This window comes from Holosporales bacterium (assembly GCA_031263535.1).
GTDB lineage: Bacteria > Pseudomonadota > Alphaproteobacteria > UBA3830 > JAIRWN01 > JAIRWN01.
Genome location: JAISFO010000011.1, coordinates 1 through 17,255, shown reverse-complemented (window position 1 = coordinate 17,255; position 17,255 = coordinate 1). Strand labels below are relative to the sequence as shown.

General features: G+C 44.1%; 14 protein-coding genes and 1 tRNA gene. 8 read left to right on the top strand and 7 right to left on the bottom strand.

All coding sequences use genetic code 11. The features are described from left to right. Positions 1-157 (bottom strand): TatD family hydrolase (locus LBL30_01115; protein ID MDR1031708.1); only part of this gene is annotated, 157 nt, incomplete at its 3' end. A 72-nt stretch (positions 158-229) separates the two neighbouring features. Between LBL30_01115 and LBL30_01110 the strand changes: the two genes are divergently transcribed. Genes LBL30_01110 through LBL30_01095 form a run of 4 tightly spaced genes read left to right on the top strand, consistent with a single transcriptional unit; the run spans position 230 to position 7,564 of the window. Continuing rightward, positions 230-967, top strand: a complete 738-nt coding sequence (locus LBL30_01110; GenBank protein ID MDR1031707.1) for a queuosine precursor transporter — start codon at positions 230-232, stop codon at positions 965-967. Beyond that, positions 968-2,161 (top strand): tRNA guanosine(34) transglycosylase Tgt, encoded by a 1,194-nt coding sequence (tgt, locus tag LBL30_01105; GenBank protein ID MDR1031706.1) that lies wholly within the window; start codon positions 968-970, stop codon positions 2,159-2,161. Continuing rightward, entirely contained in the window at positions 2,127-4,109 is a 1,983-nt protein-coding gene (locus LBL30_01100) for a BamA/TamA family outer membrane protein (protein ID MDR1031705.1), read from the top strand. Before tgt ends, LBL30_01100 begins: the two co-directional genes overlap by 35 nt. Further along, positions 4,109-7,564, top strand: coding sequence for a translocation/assembly module TamB (locus LBL30_01095; GenBank protein MDR1031704.1), 3,456 nt, complete (start codon positions 4,109-4,111; stop codon positions 7,562-7,564). The genes LBL30_01100 and LBL30_01095 overlap by 1 nt, the downstream gene beginning before the upstream one ends. 12 nt (positions 7,565-7,576) lie before the next feature. On the opposite strand, the gene LBL30_01090 is transcribed toward LBL30_01095, so the two are convergent. The 6 genes from LBL30_01090 to LBL30_01065 form a co-directional block, all read right to left on the bottom strand. Next, on the bottom strand, positions 7,577-8,542 hold the full coding sequence (locus LBL30_01090; protein ID MDR1031703.1) for an RNA polymerase factor sigma-32: 966 nt from the start codon (positions 8,540-8,542) through the stop codon (positions 7,577-7,579). 223 nt (positions 8,543-8,765) lie between these two features. Then, on the bottom strand, positions 8,766-9,926 hold the full coding sequence (dapE, locus tag LBL30_01085) for a succinyl-diaminopimelate desuccinylase (protein MDR1031702.1): 1,161 nt from the start codon (positions 9,924-9,926) through the stop codon (positions 8,766-8,768). 3 nt (positions 9,927-9,929) lie between these two features. Continuing rightward, positions 9,930-10,727, bottom strand: coding sequence for a prolipoprotein diacylglyceryl transferase (gene lgt / locus LBL30_01080; protein MDR1031701.1), 798 nt, complete (start codon positions 10,725-10,727; stop codon positions 9,930-9,932). Positions 10,728-10,754: 27 nt separating this feature from the next. After that, complete coding sequence (gene asnB / locus LBL30_01075) at positions 10,755-12,611, bottom strand: asparagine synthase (glutamine-hydrolyzing) (protein ID MDR1031700.1); 1,857 nt, start codon at positions 12,609-12,611, stop codon at positions 10,755-10,757. Between the two features lie 8 nt (positions 12,612-12,619). Continuing rightward, entirely contained in the window at positions 12,620-13,069 is a 450-nt protein-coding gene (nusB, locus tag LBL30_01070) for a transcription antitermination factor NusB (GenBank protein MDR1031699.1), read from the bottom strand. A 26-nt stretch (positions 13,070-13,095) separates the two neighbouring features. Then, positions 13,096-14,355 carry a serine hydroxymethyltransferase gene (locus tag LBL30_01065; protein MDR1031698.1) on the bottom strand — a complete coding sequence of 420 codons (1,260 nt, stop codon included), beginning with the start codon at positions 14,353-14,355 and terminating at the stop codon, positions 13,096-13,098. Positions 14,356-14,505: 150 nt separating this feature from the next. Here LBL30_01065 and LBL30_01060 point away from each other — a divergent pair. The 4 genes from LBL30_01060 to LBL30_01045 all read left to right on the top strand — a co-directional run. Next, positions 14,506-14,581, top strand: a tRNA-Ala gene (locus tag LBL30_01060). A 167-nt stretch (positions 14,582-14,748) separates the two neighbouring features. Beyond that, positions 14,749-15,930 (top strand): tyrosine-type recombinase/integrase, encoded by a 1,182-nt coding sequence (locus tag LBL30_01055; protein ID MDR1031697.1) that lies wholly within the window; start codon positions 14,749-14,751, stop codon positions 15,928-15,930. Then, positions 15,927-16,880 (top strand): hypothetical protein, encoded by a 954-nt coding sequence (locus LBL30_01050; GenBank protein MDR1031696.1) that lies wholly within the window; start codon positions 15,927-15,929, stop codon positions 16,878-16,880. The genes LBL30_01055 and LBL30_01050 overlap by 4 nt, the downstream gene beginning before the upstream one ends. 217 nt (positions 16,881-17,097) lie before the next feature. Continuing rightward, on the top strand, positions 17,098-17,255 hold a 158-nt coding region (locus tag LBL30_01045; protein MDR1031695.1), incomplete at its 3' end, for an AlpA family phage regulatory protein.

Sequence of the window (17,255 nt, the reverse complement as noted above, 5' to 3'; positions counted from 1 at the left end):
ATTCTTTTGAAATATCCAGCATTTGTGGATAATCAGATATCTTTGTGCAAACAGACAACATGGTTGTAATCTCGCTTGACTTCGCGCGACCAATTATATCAGGCAAATCACTACTAAACTCGCAAGAGGCGATGTGGCAATGGCTGTCTATTAGCATAACGCAACGATTCGTAATATCATACGACTTATCCCAGAGTTAGGCTGGGAAACGTAATTGGTGTAACGATATATGCTTGAAGGCGTTTTCGCAATCCTCAACACAGAAACTACGGCTTTGATAGAGCTCACCTCTTGCGTAGCTTTTATGCTGATGCTGTTGAGATATTTTGGGATTTATGGACTTTACGTCTATATAACCGTTATATCAATCGTCGCCAATATTCAAAATCTGAGGGTTGTAAACTATTTGCTTATGGCGGACCCCATGGTGCTTGGAACAATAACATTCTCGACGATATTTATCGCCAGTAACCTAATGACCGAATACTACGGTCCGGTTGCGGCCAGGCGCGGCGTCTTGGTAAGCTTAGTCGGCTATGGCATGTTCTCGTTTCTAATGCTTACGACAAACTGCTATCCAGTTGGGCAGAACGTGCCTTCTGGCGTGCTGGATATGTGCATTGAGCTTAAACAAGTATTTACGCCTGTTCCATATTTGTTTGTGGCAAGTGTGCTGGCCTTTGTCATTGCGCAGTATACCAACGTTGCCATATATGCGGCGGTAAAGCGTATAACGTCAGCTCGGTTCATGTGGGTTCGCTCTTTTATATCGCTTACCATGTCCACATTTATCGATGGCGTTGTGTATGCAACACTGGCGTGGAAAGTATTTTATGCTTTGCCTATAGGCTGGGGCACGCTGTTTAAGACTTATGTTTTAAGCAATTATGTTTTGTCCGTGCTGATTTTGTGGTGCAGCTCTCCGGTAGTGTGTTTGGCCAAAAAATTCGTGCCAGAAAGCAAGTAAATGAAAAGTTTGTACCCAGACTTCGACTTCTCGGTTACCTGCCAGGATGGTAACGCTCGTACAGGCTTAATAAAGTGTCCGCATGGTTGCATTGAAACTCCGGCCTTTATCTTTTGTGGAACCAAGGCCTCGGTTAAGGGATTGTTTCCAGATCAGCTGCTTAGCGCCGGTACGCAGATCATACTTTCAAACACTTATCACCTTATGCTTCAGCCAGGGGCAGAAATCATACAAAAAGCTGGGGGGCTGCATAAATTCATGGGCTGGAACGGTCCACTACTTAGCGATTCCGGCGGATTTCAGATATTCAGCCTGGGGCACGGCTCTGTGTCAGACGAGATAAAGGGAAGAAGGTCAGCAGGTAGAGCTCCATCGGTGATCGCTATTGCCGAAGGCGGAGTGCTGTTTAAGTCCTATGTTGACGGCAGTCAGCAAGAACTTACCCCCGAAAAATCGGTCGATATACAAAGGAAATTGGGGGTGGATTTCATGCTGACCTTGGATGAATGCACGCCATATCACGCCGATCAAGAATATACTCAGCAATCAATGCAGCGCAGCCACAGATGGGAAAAGCGCTCTCTAGACGAATTTATGAAACACAACGACGGTACTCAGTCGATCTATGGCATAGTGCAAGGTGGAGTATATCCAGAGTTCAGACAGCAAAGTGCGGATTTCGTCAACGAACAGCCATTTTTTGGTATTGCCATTGGCGGAACGCTGGGGTCAACCAAGCAACAGATGTACGGTATTGTGGGTGACTGCGTGGGGAAAATTGACAGAACGCGCCCGGTACATCTTCTTGGCATAGGCGGTATCAGCGACATATTTCAGAATGTAGAGTCTGGCATAGATACGTTCGACTGCGTAAGCCCAACCCGTATAGCCAGGCATGGAGGCGCGCTTGTTTCGCCGCTGCACCGCGACAGCAAAAACCGCGAGCATATCAATTTGAAAAGGTCGATTTACGAAATTGACGACAATCCCATCCAAACAGGATGCAGTTGTTACACATGCCGGCACTTCTCCAGAGCCTATTTACACCACCTAATAAAAGCGAACGAAATGCTAGCTTTGCAGGCCATTACTGTGCATAATGTCACATTTATAAATAACCTAATGTCATTGATACGTGATGCGATACGTTCGGGAACTTTTGCAAAGCTTAAAGACGACTGGACTGGCGATTAGGTACAGTATCTTAAAACCATTGCCTGCTTTTTTGGTGTGTTCAGCACTGATCAACATTTGCCGTGCAGATCCGGCCCTTGCTGCAGAGGAAAAGCATATTTTTCACTACAAAGTAGTAATAAAAAAAGTCAAAGATAATAAGCTTTTGCCAGAAGATTTTTGGGGACTGTTTAAGCACGATTCCAAGCTGTTTATGTATTCAACGCAGCCTGTGAGAAGCCTAAAGTTGCTTAACAGCCGGGCTAAACAGGATGTTAAATTATTAAAACTAAGGATTCGGGCCTACGGGCACTTTGCCGATAATGTCAGCTATACGATATCTGCAGATCAGCAAAACCATGCTCTGGTTACCATGATACCGGATTTTGGGCCGGTGTTCAAAATCGCCGATGTTAAAGTGAATTGCCTGTCAGATAAAACTGGCGTCAGGGTTTTTGGCCCGCTAAAGCCGTTGCTTGGCAAACCAGCCTCGTACACGAACACAGAAGCTGCCGCTTATATAATCGAAAAAACGTATGGTCAGCAGGGATATCCTTTGGCCCAGGTTACAGAAAAGATTGAAAGGATAAACCGCAAAAGCAGAACTGTAACTTTGGAATTTAGCGTCATTCCCGGGCAATTCTTGCTGTTTGGCGAGACGCATATTAAGGTATCTAATCACCTTAATCGCCAGTTTATAGAAAATCGCATCGCATGGAAACCAGGTGAGCCTTATGATGTAAGCAAAATAGAAAAAACAACCAAAAAACTGCTTAACACGCAGATGTTTTCATATGTCGATATCCAGGGCCATACTGATAAATCTGGCAAATATGCCCCCGTCACAGTTAACCTGATCAACGATAAACAGCGCGTGTTAGAGTTGGGTGGAGGGCTTTCAACCACGTCTATGCAACGAAGAACCAGCAGTGGATTTAGACTGAACAAACTGGACGGCGGCATTAAATCTGTCGTAGCGAAAGCATCATGGACGCATTTTAACATGTTTGGCGGGGGAGAGCGTTTTCGCACCAGCCTTAAAATAACGCCAGCCTCAATTTTTGACAGCAAGAAAGGGCGTAATTTTGAATCATCATTAGATACAGAATTAATGCAGCCGGATGTGCTGAAAACCGATAATGCCGCAATATATCACTTAAAGTGGGCCAGAGAGCCAACCTATGTTTATCTTAAACAAGGCGTTTTGGCAGAAGGCCTGTATGAAATACCAATAGAAAGCAAAATCAACGTACGAGCCGGATTGTCGATTGAATTTGCTCGGACGCACGATTTCGGTACGTCTAATGTGGATTATGCTTTGGCGAAGGACGTAACCTACGCCATGCCTGGAATTCCAATTTATTTTATTTACAATTCCTATGATCACCCGCTTAATCCCTCAAGCGGGTTTAATATCAGCGTTGTAGATTTGCCCCAGTACGGCAAAGTTAATTATGCGAAAGATAAAACATCTGGGTTCCATGGCCTGAATTACCTGGAAGGCAGGGCCTCAGTCGCCCAATCGATTGACACAACAAAAAGATTCATAGTGGCCGCCTGGACAGCCCTTAAACAAGTCTCAGGGTTGGCTTTTACCAAGCTTCCGTTGGATAAACGTCTGTATGCTGGTGGCATGAATTCTGTACGAGGATACTCCGATCAAATGGCCGGCCCTATCATAGACAAATCTACTGAGCCTATGGGCGGACGCTCAACGTTTGAGCTTGGCGCAGAGCTCAGGGTGAAAATAACCAGTAATATAGGCCTAGTATCGTTTCTGGAAGGCGCAAAGGTGGCTCAAAGCTTATGGCCAGTTGGAGGTAACAAATTTTATAAGGGATGGGGCGTTGGCTTCAGGTATTATACCAGCATTGGTCCTGTACGCGCGGATTTTGCCTTTCCGTGCCAAAAAAGAAAGGGCATAGACTCTGCGATGCAGTTTCTAATCAGTTTAGGACAGGCGTTTTGATGAAAAAAATTGTGAAATATGTCTGTTGGGTCGTCATAAGTTTGCTACTGCTGCTTGGCGGTTTAGAGCTGGCGCTGCGGTCCAATGCTGGAATCAAGTATATGGTCAAAGCTGTAATGTATTTTCACAACCCAAAATCTTCTGTAGAGATTGAAAAAGGACACGGGTATTTGCTTAAGGGCTATGTGATTGAAGGGGTTTGCTTAAAAAACGATGGAATTACGTTTGAAGCGCAACGTATTGATTTTAAAATTTTTGGATTAAGCAGACATACCTTGTCGATCCACAGAGCACATTATAGTCAAGCTATACCAAGGTATGGACACTTGGCGGCATCGTTCGAGGATGTATTGGTAACCATCGATCACGGCAACAAAATCATTAAGGTAAGTGGGGGCGAGGCAGAATTTAACTCAGGTTGCGCAGTAAAGTTATTTGGTATCAATGGCGTGTTGACCGGCGGCGAACATGACGAGTCTTTAAGGTTCGAGATAACTGGCCAAAAGCTAAGCTGCAATGAATTTAGTGCAGACACTTTGAAGTTATCTGGAACTTTAAGCATGGAAGGTCTGTTGAAGTGCTCAGCTGATTTTTCGGCCGAAAACTTTGTTTTTGAACAACTTCCACTAGGGCCAATAAAATCTGACCTGATTATAGAGCAAACACAAGATGAGCTTAAATACACAGCCAATGACCTGCTGATTGCCAGATGTTCATTTGCGGTTGATGGGAAATATGGCAATCATCTGTCTGGCGAGGTCGCCATAAAATCCATATCTGAGCCGTTCCTTAAGGTTTTGCTGGAGAAAATCAAACTGCAGTGGGCCTTGCCTGTACTTAAGCTGTTCAAAGGATCCAAAATAGAATTCGATAATAACGGCGAAAAAACCAAATGGAAATTCAAACCTGCGGACACAAACAAGCGTGTTCCGGAATTGCATGTTGAGGTCATTGATGCTGACGATCAAAAATCAATTGTCTTAAAGTCAAAAGATCAGGATGGTTGTTTCCTGGTAAACGGCGAGTTCTGTTATATGCCTAAGAGCGAATTAACTGGCTCCTTCTCGCTGTGCTGTCCGAACGAGTTATGGGACATATCGCCGCTTACAGGCAGCTTAAAGTTCAGTCAAAGCGCGTTTTCCTTTGCGCTGAAAGCAGATGACAACATAACGCACTTAATTTTAGACGGAACTTATAATGACGATTCAATAAGCATACTGTCGCTAAAAATAGCCTCGTCAGAACTTGATGCTCATAACAAAACTCGCCTGACGATTTGCAATAAAGCAGTGTCAGGAAAAATAACAGGAAGCATAAAAGATCTTGGTAAATTGGCTCAAATCGCGGGACTAAGCAATATCTCAGGACAAGTTTCGTTCGATATAGTTGGCCACAATTCATCTTTTGACGTACTCGTCCATGCCAATAAAATTTCGCTAAACACTTTCTCAGCGTACGACACAGATATACAGATAAAAGATTGGCATGACTTGTTACCTGGTGTGATAAAAGTCAGCGCCAAGCGTGGCGATATTGGCGGCGTAGCCTACAAAAGACTTTCAATTAAAGCGCAAAAATCCGCAGCTTCAGATTTCAGGTATGAAATTATTTGCTTGATGGGTAAATCCGATAAGTCCATTCTGTCCGCTTCTGGAAGCCTTTCTGTGTTAGATGAAGGAATACAAGCCTCTGTCGATAAATTCACGGCTCTGGATGATAACAGACTGCTAAAACTCAAGGATAAGGCCTGTTTAGTATTTACCAAAGATCAGTTAAAAATCCTCGTGCCGCATATTGTCGCGAATGACAATGGCGTGGCGTGCTTTATGCTGGATAAGCATCAGGACAGCATAGATATCCGCTGTAATCTGGCAGATTTTCCGGTCTCTATTCTTAAGATTTTTGATATTGGATTGTACAGCTATGGTAGTGTTTTTGCTGAGTTAACTTGCAAAGGTAAAACGACAAATCCCGCAGTTTCTTGGAAGATTGCCGTTACCGATCTTGCTAAACGCGCTGACAGCCATAAAGTAAGGCTTTTTTGTGAAGGAAAATATAGCGAAGGCAAATTGTCATCCCTAATCGAAGTGCCTAAGTTGGTTGGCACTCGTGGCCGGTGCCAGATCAACCTTGGTTGCAACCTGACCGTTTTTCCTCTTGCCTTCACATTAATTGACTGCGCTCCATTTGAAATTGATTGTCGCTTAGAATCACGCTTGAGCAAGTCCATTGGGGCGATTTTGTCCGATGAGATGGTTTGCTGGGGTGACCTAAAGTCCTTTTTTAAACTATCCGGAACCCTGCAAAAGCCAGTTGTTGCCGGATACATTACACTCGCAAATGCGGGGTTTGAGCAAATATCATCAGGCACGTACATAAGAAACCTTAACCTGCGTATTGAGTCAAACAAATCAGGCTCTTTGCTGTGCCAGGGGGCAGCAAATGACGCCGATGTTGGTACGGCAACTGCTTATGGTACAGTCGGGCTGGCAAACCGAGATTCGGTTCCTGTGCTGTTAGGCGATATTAAGGTCACGTTTCAAAATTTTAAGCTGATTGATGAAGACGATTTGATTGTAAGCGTAGATGGAGATTCATTTCTTAAGGGGCCGATTCATGACCTGATGTTTTCTGGAAGCCTTGATATGCCCTATGTTTTTGTCGATATAGACACTAATTACAGCGATGACAAGGGCGATATTAAGATTTTGGAGGCCGGCCGACAAATAGACGTGTTTATACAAAAAAAAATGCAGGTTCGATTGCCTTTCAAAAGCAATGTGCATCTTGACTGCAAACAGTTGAAGTTAAAGGGCAAGATGCTTGACTCATCATGGAAAGGCAACGTGCGCCTAGTGGGTAAAATGAACGAAGACTCGGCTTTAGAAGGGACTTTAAAACTGGAAAAAGGGGCTTTTTTATTTCTTGGCAGAACGATTCCGATTATTAACGGAACAATTACTTACAGCCAAAAGGCTCCATTTGTGCCAGTGGTAAACATGTATGCCAACAAGGATATCGGCATTGCCAAAGTAACCGCCAATATCAAGCAACAGTCTGGGGAGATTGCCTTCTCGCTGAAGTCTGAGCCCACTATGCCACTTGAAGCAATTTTTTCTCAGCTGCTTTTTGGCAAATCGCAGCATGATCTGACTTTGCTTGAGGCCCTGCAAGTTGACGGCGTAGTTGACGTTATAAAAAAGCAATCCAATAAAACATTCGCCTCTGTTCAATCGATGAATGACAACGCCCAGGATCTGTCGCAGTATAACAGCCCAAATACTGGTAACATCAGCCTTGGGCGGTATATTGGAAATAATATTTATGTCAGCGCTGAAAGTGATACTGTACATAAAGTCGCCTATATGAAGGTCAAAGTATCGCTGTCGCCAAAGTTATCCGGCGAAGCCAATTCGCTGGGGGAGGTTGGCGTCAGCTGGCAAAGGCGTTATTAGGTCTGATTGGATTTAGAATCTGGCCAAAAACTCAGATAAGGATTTCGGAAGCATCAGCAATACGCCAATTCTTTGCAGCTCTTCAACGCTGACATTGGTTGGGGCTTTTCTGTTCATTTTTGAAAGCTTCAGCATGTATTTTTTGATTTTATCAAATGCTTGATGTTCTATTTGCCGCACGCGTTCACGAGAAAAAGACATCTGCGCAGCTAGGTCTTCTAGCTTAGGAGGATTATCAGAAAACCTGCGTTTAACCAGCACTTCGTATTCCGTTTTGTTGAGGATTTTTAAAGAATCGGTCAGAAGGTTTTTTCTGTAGTCCAGCTCATCTTTTTCTATTACAGAAAGCTCAAGATTGTTGTCGTCTATATTGACCCAATCGATTAACTCATCATCGTCCTCATTTTTCTTAGAATATATTGAGACCGTGCTGTTTTTTGAGCTTTCTTCTATGGTTTTTATCACCTCTTCATTTACTTTAAGGGTTTGGGCTAGCTGAGTGACGTTCTCGGGGGTCAGCTGATCCTGCATATTAAGCCCCAACGTATTTTTAAGGCTTTTTAGTTTGAAAAAGACCTTCCTGTGTTCAGCATTGGCTTTTATCTTAAAGGCAGAGCTTGCTTTAAAGACATAGTTCAGCAACGCTGCTTTTATCCAATGTATAGCGTAAGTCGCGAACCGAAAGCCTTTGCTTGGCTGAAAGTGCTTAAGCGCCTGCATAATGCCGACATGCCCTTCGGCAATAAGCTCATCCAAAGGCAGGCCATATCCCCTGTATCCTTTAGCTATCTTCGCCACCAGACGCATATGGCTTTTAACCAACTTACCAAGAGAGTCCTTATTTCCGTCATTCAGCCACTGATTAATCAGCGTAAATTCTTCATCTTTATCGAGGATGGGAAACTGATTGATTTGATGCAGATATTTGGCAATATGGGATTCATCTGTAAGCCCAACCTGCATCTCATGTTGAGGCATGTGACGTCTCTCCTGCTAGACCGTTATATTCGTTAAGAAGTTTTGGATGTTCTCACCTGCGATGTTGGTGCTTAGCAGCTTTGTTTTTAAAGAAACTGCCCTTATTGGTTTGTTTGTATTCTGTCCTTCCATAGCAAAATGCTTGGCAAGCATGTACTTAGTCAGACCTTACATTTAACAAGTTTCAAACTTGTTAATTTTGTCGATTTTTTTAAGGCTGTTACTACTTATCTATTGCGAAAAACTTCGCATAGAACTTTTTATACACTTCGGTCAGCTTGATAATATCATCTGTTGCAACGGATTCGTTGGCTTTGTGCACTTCGTCTCCAGGTACGCCGAACTCAACAACCGGGCAGTATTCGGACACAAATCGGCCGTCAGTGGTCCCGCCACCGGCAGACATTTCTGGTTCAGTTCCCAAAATCTCAATTACTGAAGATTTCATCTGCTGTATAAGCTTTTCATCATCACAAATAAATGGGTCAGAATTGTACTGAATCGTGATGGATAAATTTTCGGAAGATTCAAAAAATTTATCCCTAGCGACTTCTAAGTCATTTAGCAAAGACTCTGCAGTATGCAGCGTATTATACCTAATGTTAAATGTAGCTTTGGCGTAAGGTGGAATAATGTTTGATACAGGATTATCTACGTCTATTGAAGTTATTTCCAGATTCGTTGGCGGGAATTTTCCAACACCAGAGTCCCAGGTTTTGCTTTTAAGAAAATTCAGATACTCCACAAGCGGAGTTATGGGATTTAGCGCTTTTTCCGGATGGGCCACATGCCCCTGAATCCCATAAGAAAGCAGATCAACGGTAAAGCTGCCCCTGTGCCCTACACAAAAGGCTTGACCTATGTAGCCGTTTCCGGTTGGCTCTGCGACTAAACAAGCGTCGAATTTTATACCTTGGTCACGGCACCATTTAAGAACGGCACGCGTACCATGCTCGGTTCCATACTCTTCATCCCCAGTAACAAGGAACGACAGCGTTCCTTTAAACCCATTATCGACTAAATGCTTGGCCGCAACTGCGGCGCAGGCGAAACCAGACTTCATATCTACGCTGCCTCTGCCGATCAAGACGTCGTTTTCTATATCGGCGGCAAATGGATCATGCTTCCACTGCGACAGGTCGCCTGCAGGCACTACATCCAAATGACCGACTACCGTCAGGTGCGGCGACCCGCGTCCAAATTCAGCGTAAAGGTTTTTTATATGCCAGTCGGCCGGGCCGCTTTCAATCACATGCGTCTTGAAACCTAGGCTGCTTAAAAAACCGTCGGCCACATCTATAACGCCATCGTCGTGTGGAGTGACACTTTTGCATCTTATCAGCTGCTGAGTAAAAATGACGGGGTCCGGGGTGTTGTAATTCATCGCCTATACCTTCTTAGATGTCCTAAAGTATAGGTAAACACCATATGCTGCCAAAGGCAAGCACAGCCATTGACCTATGCTTAGTCCTGTACAGGTCACAATCATTAAATTTAGCTCTTCATCTGGCTCTCTGACGAACTCAACCAAAAACCTGAAACACGCATAGCAGATGCAAAATATCGACGACAGAGTACCAATTATATATTTCTTCTGCTTCTGTCTTTTTATCGCGCAGAACAGTATAAAAAACAAAGCAGCTCCCTCAAGCAAAGCCTCATAAATTTGGCTGGGATGTCTTGGTAAGGGCCCTGCGCCAGGGAAAATTACCCCCCAGGGAACTGTGGTTACTTTACCAACTACCTCTGCGTTAATAAAATTCGCTAGTCGCCCTAAAAAAAGCCCAATTGGAACCGACGCAGCCGTCAAATCAGCCAACGCCAGAAACTGCTTTTTATTCATGTAACAGAACAACGCGCAGGCCGACACAACGCCGATCAGCCCTCCATGAAATGACATGCCGCCTTCGCGAATTGCTAAAATCTTAATTGGGTTGTCCAGATAGTATTCTGGCTCAAAAAAACAAACGTGACCAAGTCGTCCTCCAATGATAATCCCTGCTATCATAAACGACAGAAACTGTTCGATCTCTTGTTTTGAAAAACCCAATTTAAGCGATAAGTTCACCCTGATTGCATAAAAATAACCCAATAGTATCCCAACTATATAAGCGATCGCGTACCAATAGATGTCTATGTTGAAGATACTGAACGCGACTCGGCTAATGTCCGGAAATGCTATCATAAGCTTTAGTTTGCCTTTTCATATAAGCTAATAGCGTGCACAATAGTAGTTCTTCCACTGCTGCCACACAAGAACACCCCAAAGGGCGTATTGCCAGTTTATTTGGCTTTTTTGGTGCTGAGACATTCTGCGCTCTATTACATCAAAGGGCAGAACGCCGTCGGTTTTTATGTCTGCCAGCAGCGACATGGCCCAGTCTTTAAGCTCACCTCTAAGCCAGATATCAATGGGCAGCCCAAACCCCATCTTCGGTCTGTCGACCATCGCCTGTGGTACGTGTTTGTACAATATTTGCTTAAGAATATACTTCGTTGTCAGCCCATTAAGTTTCCAGCTGTCTGGGATTCGGCAAGACAGCTCGTAAAGTCCATGATCCAGTAATGGCACCCTTGATTCCAGGCTGGTATACATACTGCTGCGATCAACTTTCGTCAAAATAACATCAGGCAGATATATCTTGCAGTCGTGATAGCACATGTAGGACAAATCCGACTGCGCCAAGAAGGCCTTTTCTGGACGAATTAACGAAGGCGCATCCATGCATATTTCTGGCCAGAAATTGGAAATCAGGTCGTATTGATCCTCTATGCTTTTATGCTTGAAATACTCTTCCACACAGAAAAGCTTCATTGCCAGCTTTTGACCGCACATACCCCTTAACGCACTTGGCAATTTGTTAAAAGTCGATAGAGCCCTAAGCACGAACCCAGGGATATATTTTTGAATTGAGCGAATATTTAAAAACCTCAGATAGCGTGAATATCCGGCAAACAACTCATCCCCTCCATCGCCAGTAACTACGACGGTGACGTGCTCGCGCGCTAGTTTAGAGACAAAATAAGTCGGAATTTGGGAAGCGTCATTAAGCGGCTCGTCACCAAATTCCGGGATATTCGGAATTATTGAAAGAGCTTCTTCGGGCGAAAGGATTCGCTCTATATGGTCTGTTTGTAAAAGATTTGCAACAGCGCGCGCGTAATCAGACTCGTCGTATCGTTTTTCTTTAAAACCTATACTGAATGTTTTTAGGTCTGGCTTAAACGCCTTTGCAAAGTAAGAAACCAATGAGCTGTCAATCCCGCCCGACAAAAATGCCCCGACAGGCACGTCGGCGACAAGCTGTTGCTTGACGCTGTTTTTGATAAAGCTTTCGACTGATTCCATGGCCTCAGCTTTACAGGTAAACGTACTTTGAGCCCCGCGCTCTACACAATAAGCCATGGACCAGTACTCATGCTCGGCCACAACTTTACCTTGCTGAACCTCAACTATTGTGCCTGGCTTCACCTTATGGGTATTTTCATATATGGCGTACGGACTCGGTATGGTGTTGTATCTAAAAAACAGCCCCATAGCCTGTTTAGAAATCTTTCGGTCAAAGCCCGGAAATTTGGTAAAGGCCCTAATCTGTGAGCTGAATAAAAAGGCGCTTTTGGTAAATCCATAGTAAAGCGGCTTAACCCCTATGTGATCTCGTACCAGAAACAGCTTATGCTCTTTGCGGTCCCAGACGGCAAACGCAAATATGCCAGAGAATTGTTTAACCGCTTCGATAATCCCGAAACGCTCAATACATTCAAGGATTACCTCTGTATCGGAAGAGCCTCTCCATTGGAAGCTTACCGGAAACAGGGATTTCAGTTCATTATAATTGTAAACCTCCCCGTTATAGGCAATTACAAACCTGCCGCTGGCCGATAGCATTGGTTGCTTGCCAGAAGCCGACAGGTCCAAGATAGACAATCGATTATGGCCTAGGTAGACGTCACCGTCGCTCCACGTTCCTCTGTCGTCTGGACCTCGCCACGATATCGAGCCTAGCATCCCGTCTAAGACATTAGCGCCGCCATCAGTTTTCGATATAAAACCAGCCAAACCACACATTATTTCGCCTATGAAAGTTCGCTTGCCCTGGATATATGAGCCGCTGCATTCAACAGCCCGTTCACAAATGACACTTCTGACTTGTCGAAAAACAGCTTGGTTACTTCGACATATTCATCCAGCGAAGTTTTCACTGGCACTTCCGTAAAGTGGCTTATTTCTGCTATCCCAACAAACGCTATAGCCTTAAGCACAGAATCCAGCCGCCCCATACTCCACCGCTCGTTCAGCAAACCAGCAATCATATCGCCGATTTCGGCCCTCTTCCCCGATGCATCAAGGAACAGGGATGAAAAAAAATCCCAATCTATGGTTTTGGCGGGCAGGTCGTTAAAATCTTTCCTGTAATCCAAGAATTCGTGCAAAACATCCTCAGGACCTCGATCTTCAGTCATATTAAGCTGGTAAATTGCTTGAACCGCCAGAACCCTGGCCGCTCTACGTGCGCTTAATAGCATGGTAGCCGTCCATTGAGGTTTTGCCCTTAACAACTTAATTCCGGATAAAGGGGAAAAGCCTCGCAAAGCTTGCTGACCCTTGATTTAACTTCAGCAAAGACGCTGTCGGCATTGCCGGCGGCCAAGGCTTTTAATACCTTAGATATTATTTGCGCAATCTCATCAAATTCCTTCGCTTGAAACCCTCTGGTCGTTCCAGCAGCCGTCCCTAAGCGCAACCCTGAAGTAACGGACGGCGGCAAAGGATCAAAAGGCACGCCGTTTTTATTGCAAGCAATTCCACACTGCTCCAGCGCAATTTCGGCCTGTTTGCCGGTTACGCCAAGTGCGCGCAAATCTACCACAACCATATGACTGTCTGTGCCCCCTGAAACTACGCCAATACCATTATCCATCAGCCGCTTTGCCATAAGCTTCGAATTTTCCAAAACATTGGTCATATATTGCTTAAACTCGCTGGAAAGCGCTTCGCCAAATGCAATTGCCTTCGCCAAAATGATATGCATAAGCGGTCCGCCTTGTATTCCAGGAAACACTGCGCTGTTGATTTTGCCGATCAGTTCTTCGCTGTCCGTGAGTATGGCCGCCCCCCTTGGCCCACGCAGGGTCTTGTGCGTTGTGGTTGTAACTACATGGGCATGTGGAAATGGATTTGGGTACAGTCCGGTAACAACAAGCCCGGCATAATGGGCTACATCAGCCAACAAATAAGCCCCTACTTCGTCGGAAATTTCACGAAAACGCTTAAAATCAATCGTACGCGGATATGAAGACGCTCCTGCAACGATAAGTTTAGGTTTATGCTGCTGGGCAAGGCTTCGCACCTGGTCATAGTCAATAAGCCCCGTTTCCTCACTAACGCCGTATCCAATTGCGTTCAGCCATTTGCCAGAGAATGTAGGGCTGGCTCCATGAGTCAAATGCCCGCCAGCAGCCAAGCTCATCCCCAAAATCGTATCCCCTGGCTTAAGAAGCGAGAAGTAAACTGCCATATTAGCTTGAGCGCCAGAATGTGGCTGAACGTTGGCATACTTACAGCCAAACATCCTGGTGACCCGGGCAATAGCTAAATTTTCTGCTTTATCTACGATTTCACATCCACCGTAATATCGCTTGGCTGGATACCCTTCGGCATATTTATTGGTAAGAACCGACCCGGCGGCTTCCATAACAGCCAACGAGGTAAAGTTTTCAGAAGCGATCAGCTCAATTTGTCCGCGCTGCCTGGCCAACTCTTGCTTTAAGATATCAAAAGCATCCGGGTCTTGTTTGAAAACATGCTTCATATGCGACTCTCTATATGGGGTGAAAGCCTAATTCTAACCTGATTACAATGGCAGAACCAGTGTTTTTTCTTGCGTAGTTATATGTGTTCTATATGCCTAAAACACGCTGGAAAACCTGGTTTAATAAGGATAGAATGACCAAATACTTTAGGGGCCGTAGCTCAGTTGGGAGAGCGCGACATTCGCATTGTCGAGGCCAGGGGTTCGACTCCCCTCGGCTCCACCAATTATTCATCATCATAAATCCTTATGAGGTTGACTTTGATGGTTGAGGTGGTGGATTTATTGGGTTTTGGTGGTTATGTTTGTTTAGAATGGTTTGTGAAAATCTTCTTGCATCCGGATACATTTGGTACCAAGATTGGTACCAATGATCTGTATTTGGATGGTTAGATGTTGACCGACACTGTGTGCAGAAATGCTAAGGGAAGAGACAAAATCTATGCGTTGACCGATGAGAAGGGGTTATGCATTGAGGTTTATCCCAACGGAGGAAGGTTTTGGAGGCTTTATTACAGGCATGCCGGCAAGAAGAAGAGGATGGCGCTAGGGGTTTATCCAGAAGTTTCATTGAAAGATGCTAGGGATAAAAGGGACGAGCTAAGAAAGATAATCAAGGCAGGAGAAGATCCGGCAGAGATAAGAAAGAAAGATAAGCTTGAGGCTCGTGAAGCCCTTCAGAATACCTTCAAGAACATTGCGTTGGAATGGCTTGAGAAAAAGAGGAGTTCAGTAACTGAAGGGCAAATATTTGAAATTACCAGAAGGCTAGAGATGAATGTACTGCCGTTTCTAGGCAGTATTCCAATTAAGAGAATATCGCCCAGGGATTTATTGGCAACGATACGCAAAGTAGAGGAGCGAGGCGCATTGGAGATGGCTCATCGTACTTTGCAGTACGTGGGTCAGATTTTTCGTTATGCGATAGCAAATGGGAGGGCTGAACATGACATAACGGCTGATCTGAGGGGAGCTTTGATTCCTCCAAAAGTAAATCACTATGCTTATTTTGCAGAGAAGGAGTTTTGTGAGTTTCTAGGGGGATTTCATGAGTTTAGAGGAAACGTTTTGACGAAGCTGGCGTTGGAGCTGTTGATCCTGACGTTTGTGAGAAGTGGAGAGCTTCGAGGAGCGAAATGGGAGGAGTTTGATTTTGATAAGCGGCAATGGCGCATACCAGCGGAGAGGATGAAGATGAAAGAGCAGCACATAGTGCCGTTATCTGAGCAGACTGTAGTTGTTCTGGAGAAAATAAGAAAGTTTTCACCAGATGAAGGTCTCTTGTTTCCTTGTAGGACGGACACAAGTAAGTCGATAAGTGACAATACTTTATCTAAAGCATTTAGGGACCAGGGGTATCGAGGTAAGGCTACCCCGCATGGGATAAGGGCTACTGCTAGTACAATATTGAATGAGAATGGCTTTAAGCCAGACGTTATAGAGAGGCAGTTAACGCACTGTGAGAGAAACAAGATAAGGGCTAGTTATAACCATGCTCAATATCTTCCAGAGCGTAAGGAGATGATGCTTTGGTGGGGTGAGTATGTCGGAAAACACATGGAAGACAATGTATGAGCCTTAGAAAACCAACTGCAGACGAGAATAAAGAGTTAAAGGAGTTACAAGAGAAATATCCTTCAAAGATCGATAGATATCTGGATGTAGACACAGTTCTAGTTTGGAAGCTGCCATATCTTATGCTTGGGATAGACGTGGAAGAATGTAACGGAAGAGATTTTAAGCCTTCTTTAATAAAAGAAGCTGATGAGATTATTGACAGCGCTGTTTTGTCCGACAAGCTTGAGCTTCACAAGCGGGAAATAGTAGGCTCTAAGCGCGACCCTATGAGATGCGAGTATAATCCTTGTTTATCGCCATTAACCATAAATAAACTTAGAAGTGACACTGAATTGGCCTTATTCCAGCCCCATGAGGTAGTTTATAAGCTTTTTAGAATAATAGATGTGATTAATTGGCTAGATGGAGAGAGGGAGATAGATAAGGGATTTCCCCTGAGCTTACCTGAAGAGTTGGTAAAGCATCATAAGAAGAAATATGAGCAGAGTAAGCTTGTGCAATGCAAGCTGGATAACTACGACCAGATAGCGGAGGCTAGTAAATCGGCAAAAGAGCGTGTGGGTGAACTAGAGGAAGCGAACAGTAAATTAGAAGCAGATAACAAGGAATTAAAGGAAGAAATGAGTGAGAAGGATACGTTGTTGAAGGAAAAAGACTCTGAAATTAAAAGATTGCAAGAGCAACTAGACAACAAATCCACGCCAACTCAAGACAATTTGATTTGTTTTTGGGCGGATTACTTCCTAAATAACAAAAATAGCAGTTCTGTCGACCGTCCAACTAGAAGAATAACTAATAATGCTAATGAGTTTTTTGAAAATAGTAAGAACTCAATAGAACTGAAGGAGGATAGTGTACGGAGGGTTTTAAGGAAGGCGCAAAAGCATAACCCTACAGACAGCTTGATGTTTGTAACCGAACATTGTAAGAAAGCAGCCGAAAGCTAATCGGAAATTTCATATTTCCCATAAAATTTTATCTAATTAAGTTTTTAGCTTGTAAGCCCTTATTTTTAGCCAAAAGTTAATCGGAAAATTTATGTTTCCGAAAAAACTTAACATTTCCCAAAAAACTACAGTCCGTTTCCGCTCGTTAAATTCGTTTACGTTGTACCCTCTCCTCAGAAATTTGTGAATGGTCACAGGTATATAAGGAGTAATTATTATGGGCTATCCCATTAATTTAATTAAAGGCGCAGAGGCATCATGTTTCTTAAGGCTGCCACAGGTACTTGAGCTAATCCCAGTTGGGAGGACTACTATCTGGCAGTGGGCCAAAGAAGGTAAATTTCCGAAGCCTATCAAGCTAGGTCCTAAGCTTTC

Excerpts from the sequence above, each read along its gene's own strand:
- LBL30_01110 (MDR1031707.1), top strand. The coding sequence starts at position 230 with ATGCTTGAAGGCGTTTTCGCAATCCTCAACACAGAAACTACGGCTTTG.
- tgt (MDR1031706.1), top strand. The coding sequence starts at position 968 with ATGAAAAGTTTGTACCCAGACTTCGACTTCTCGGTTACCTGCCAGGAT.
- LBL30_01095 (MDR1031704.1), top strand. The coding sequence starts at position 4,109 with ATGAAAAAAATTGTGAAATATGTCTGTTGGGTCGTCATAAGTTTGCTA.
- LBL30_01090 (MDR1031703.1), bottom strand. The coding sequence starts at position 8,542 with ATGCCTCAACATGAGATGCAGGTTGGGCTTACAGATGAATCCCATATT.
- dapE (MDR1031702.1), bottom strand. The coding sequence starts at position 9,926 with ATGAATTACAACACCCCGGACCCCGTCATTTTTACTCAGCAGCTGATA.
- lgt (MDR1031701.1), bottom strand. The coding sequence starts at position 10,727 with ATGATAGCATTTCCGGACATTAGCCGAGTCGCGTTCAGTATCTTCAAC.
- asnB (MDR1031700.1), bottom strand. The coding sequence starts at position 12,611 with ATGTGTGGTTTGGCTGGTTTTATATCGAAAACTGATGGCGGCGCTAAT.
- nusB (MDR1031699.1), bottom strand. The coding sequence starts at position 13,069 with ATGCTATTAAGCGCACGTAGAGCGGCCAGGGTTCTGGCGGTTCAAGCA.
- LBL30_01065 (MDR1031698.1), bottom strand. The coding sequence starts at position 14,355 with ATGAAGCATGTTTTCAAACAAGACCCGGATGCTTTTGATATCTTAAAG.
- LBL30_01055 (MDR1031697.1), top strand. The coding sequence starts at position 14,749 with ATGTTGACCGACACTGTGTGCAGAAATGCTAAGGGAAGAGACAAAATC.
- LBL30_01050 (MDR1031696.1), top strand. The coding sequence starts at position 15,927 with ATGAGCCTTAGAAAACCAACTGCAGACGAGAATAAAGAGTTAAAGGAG.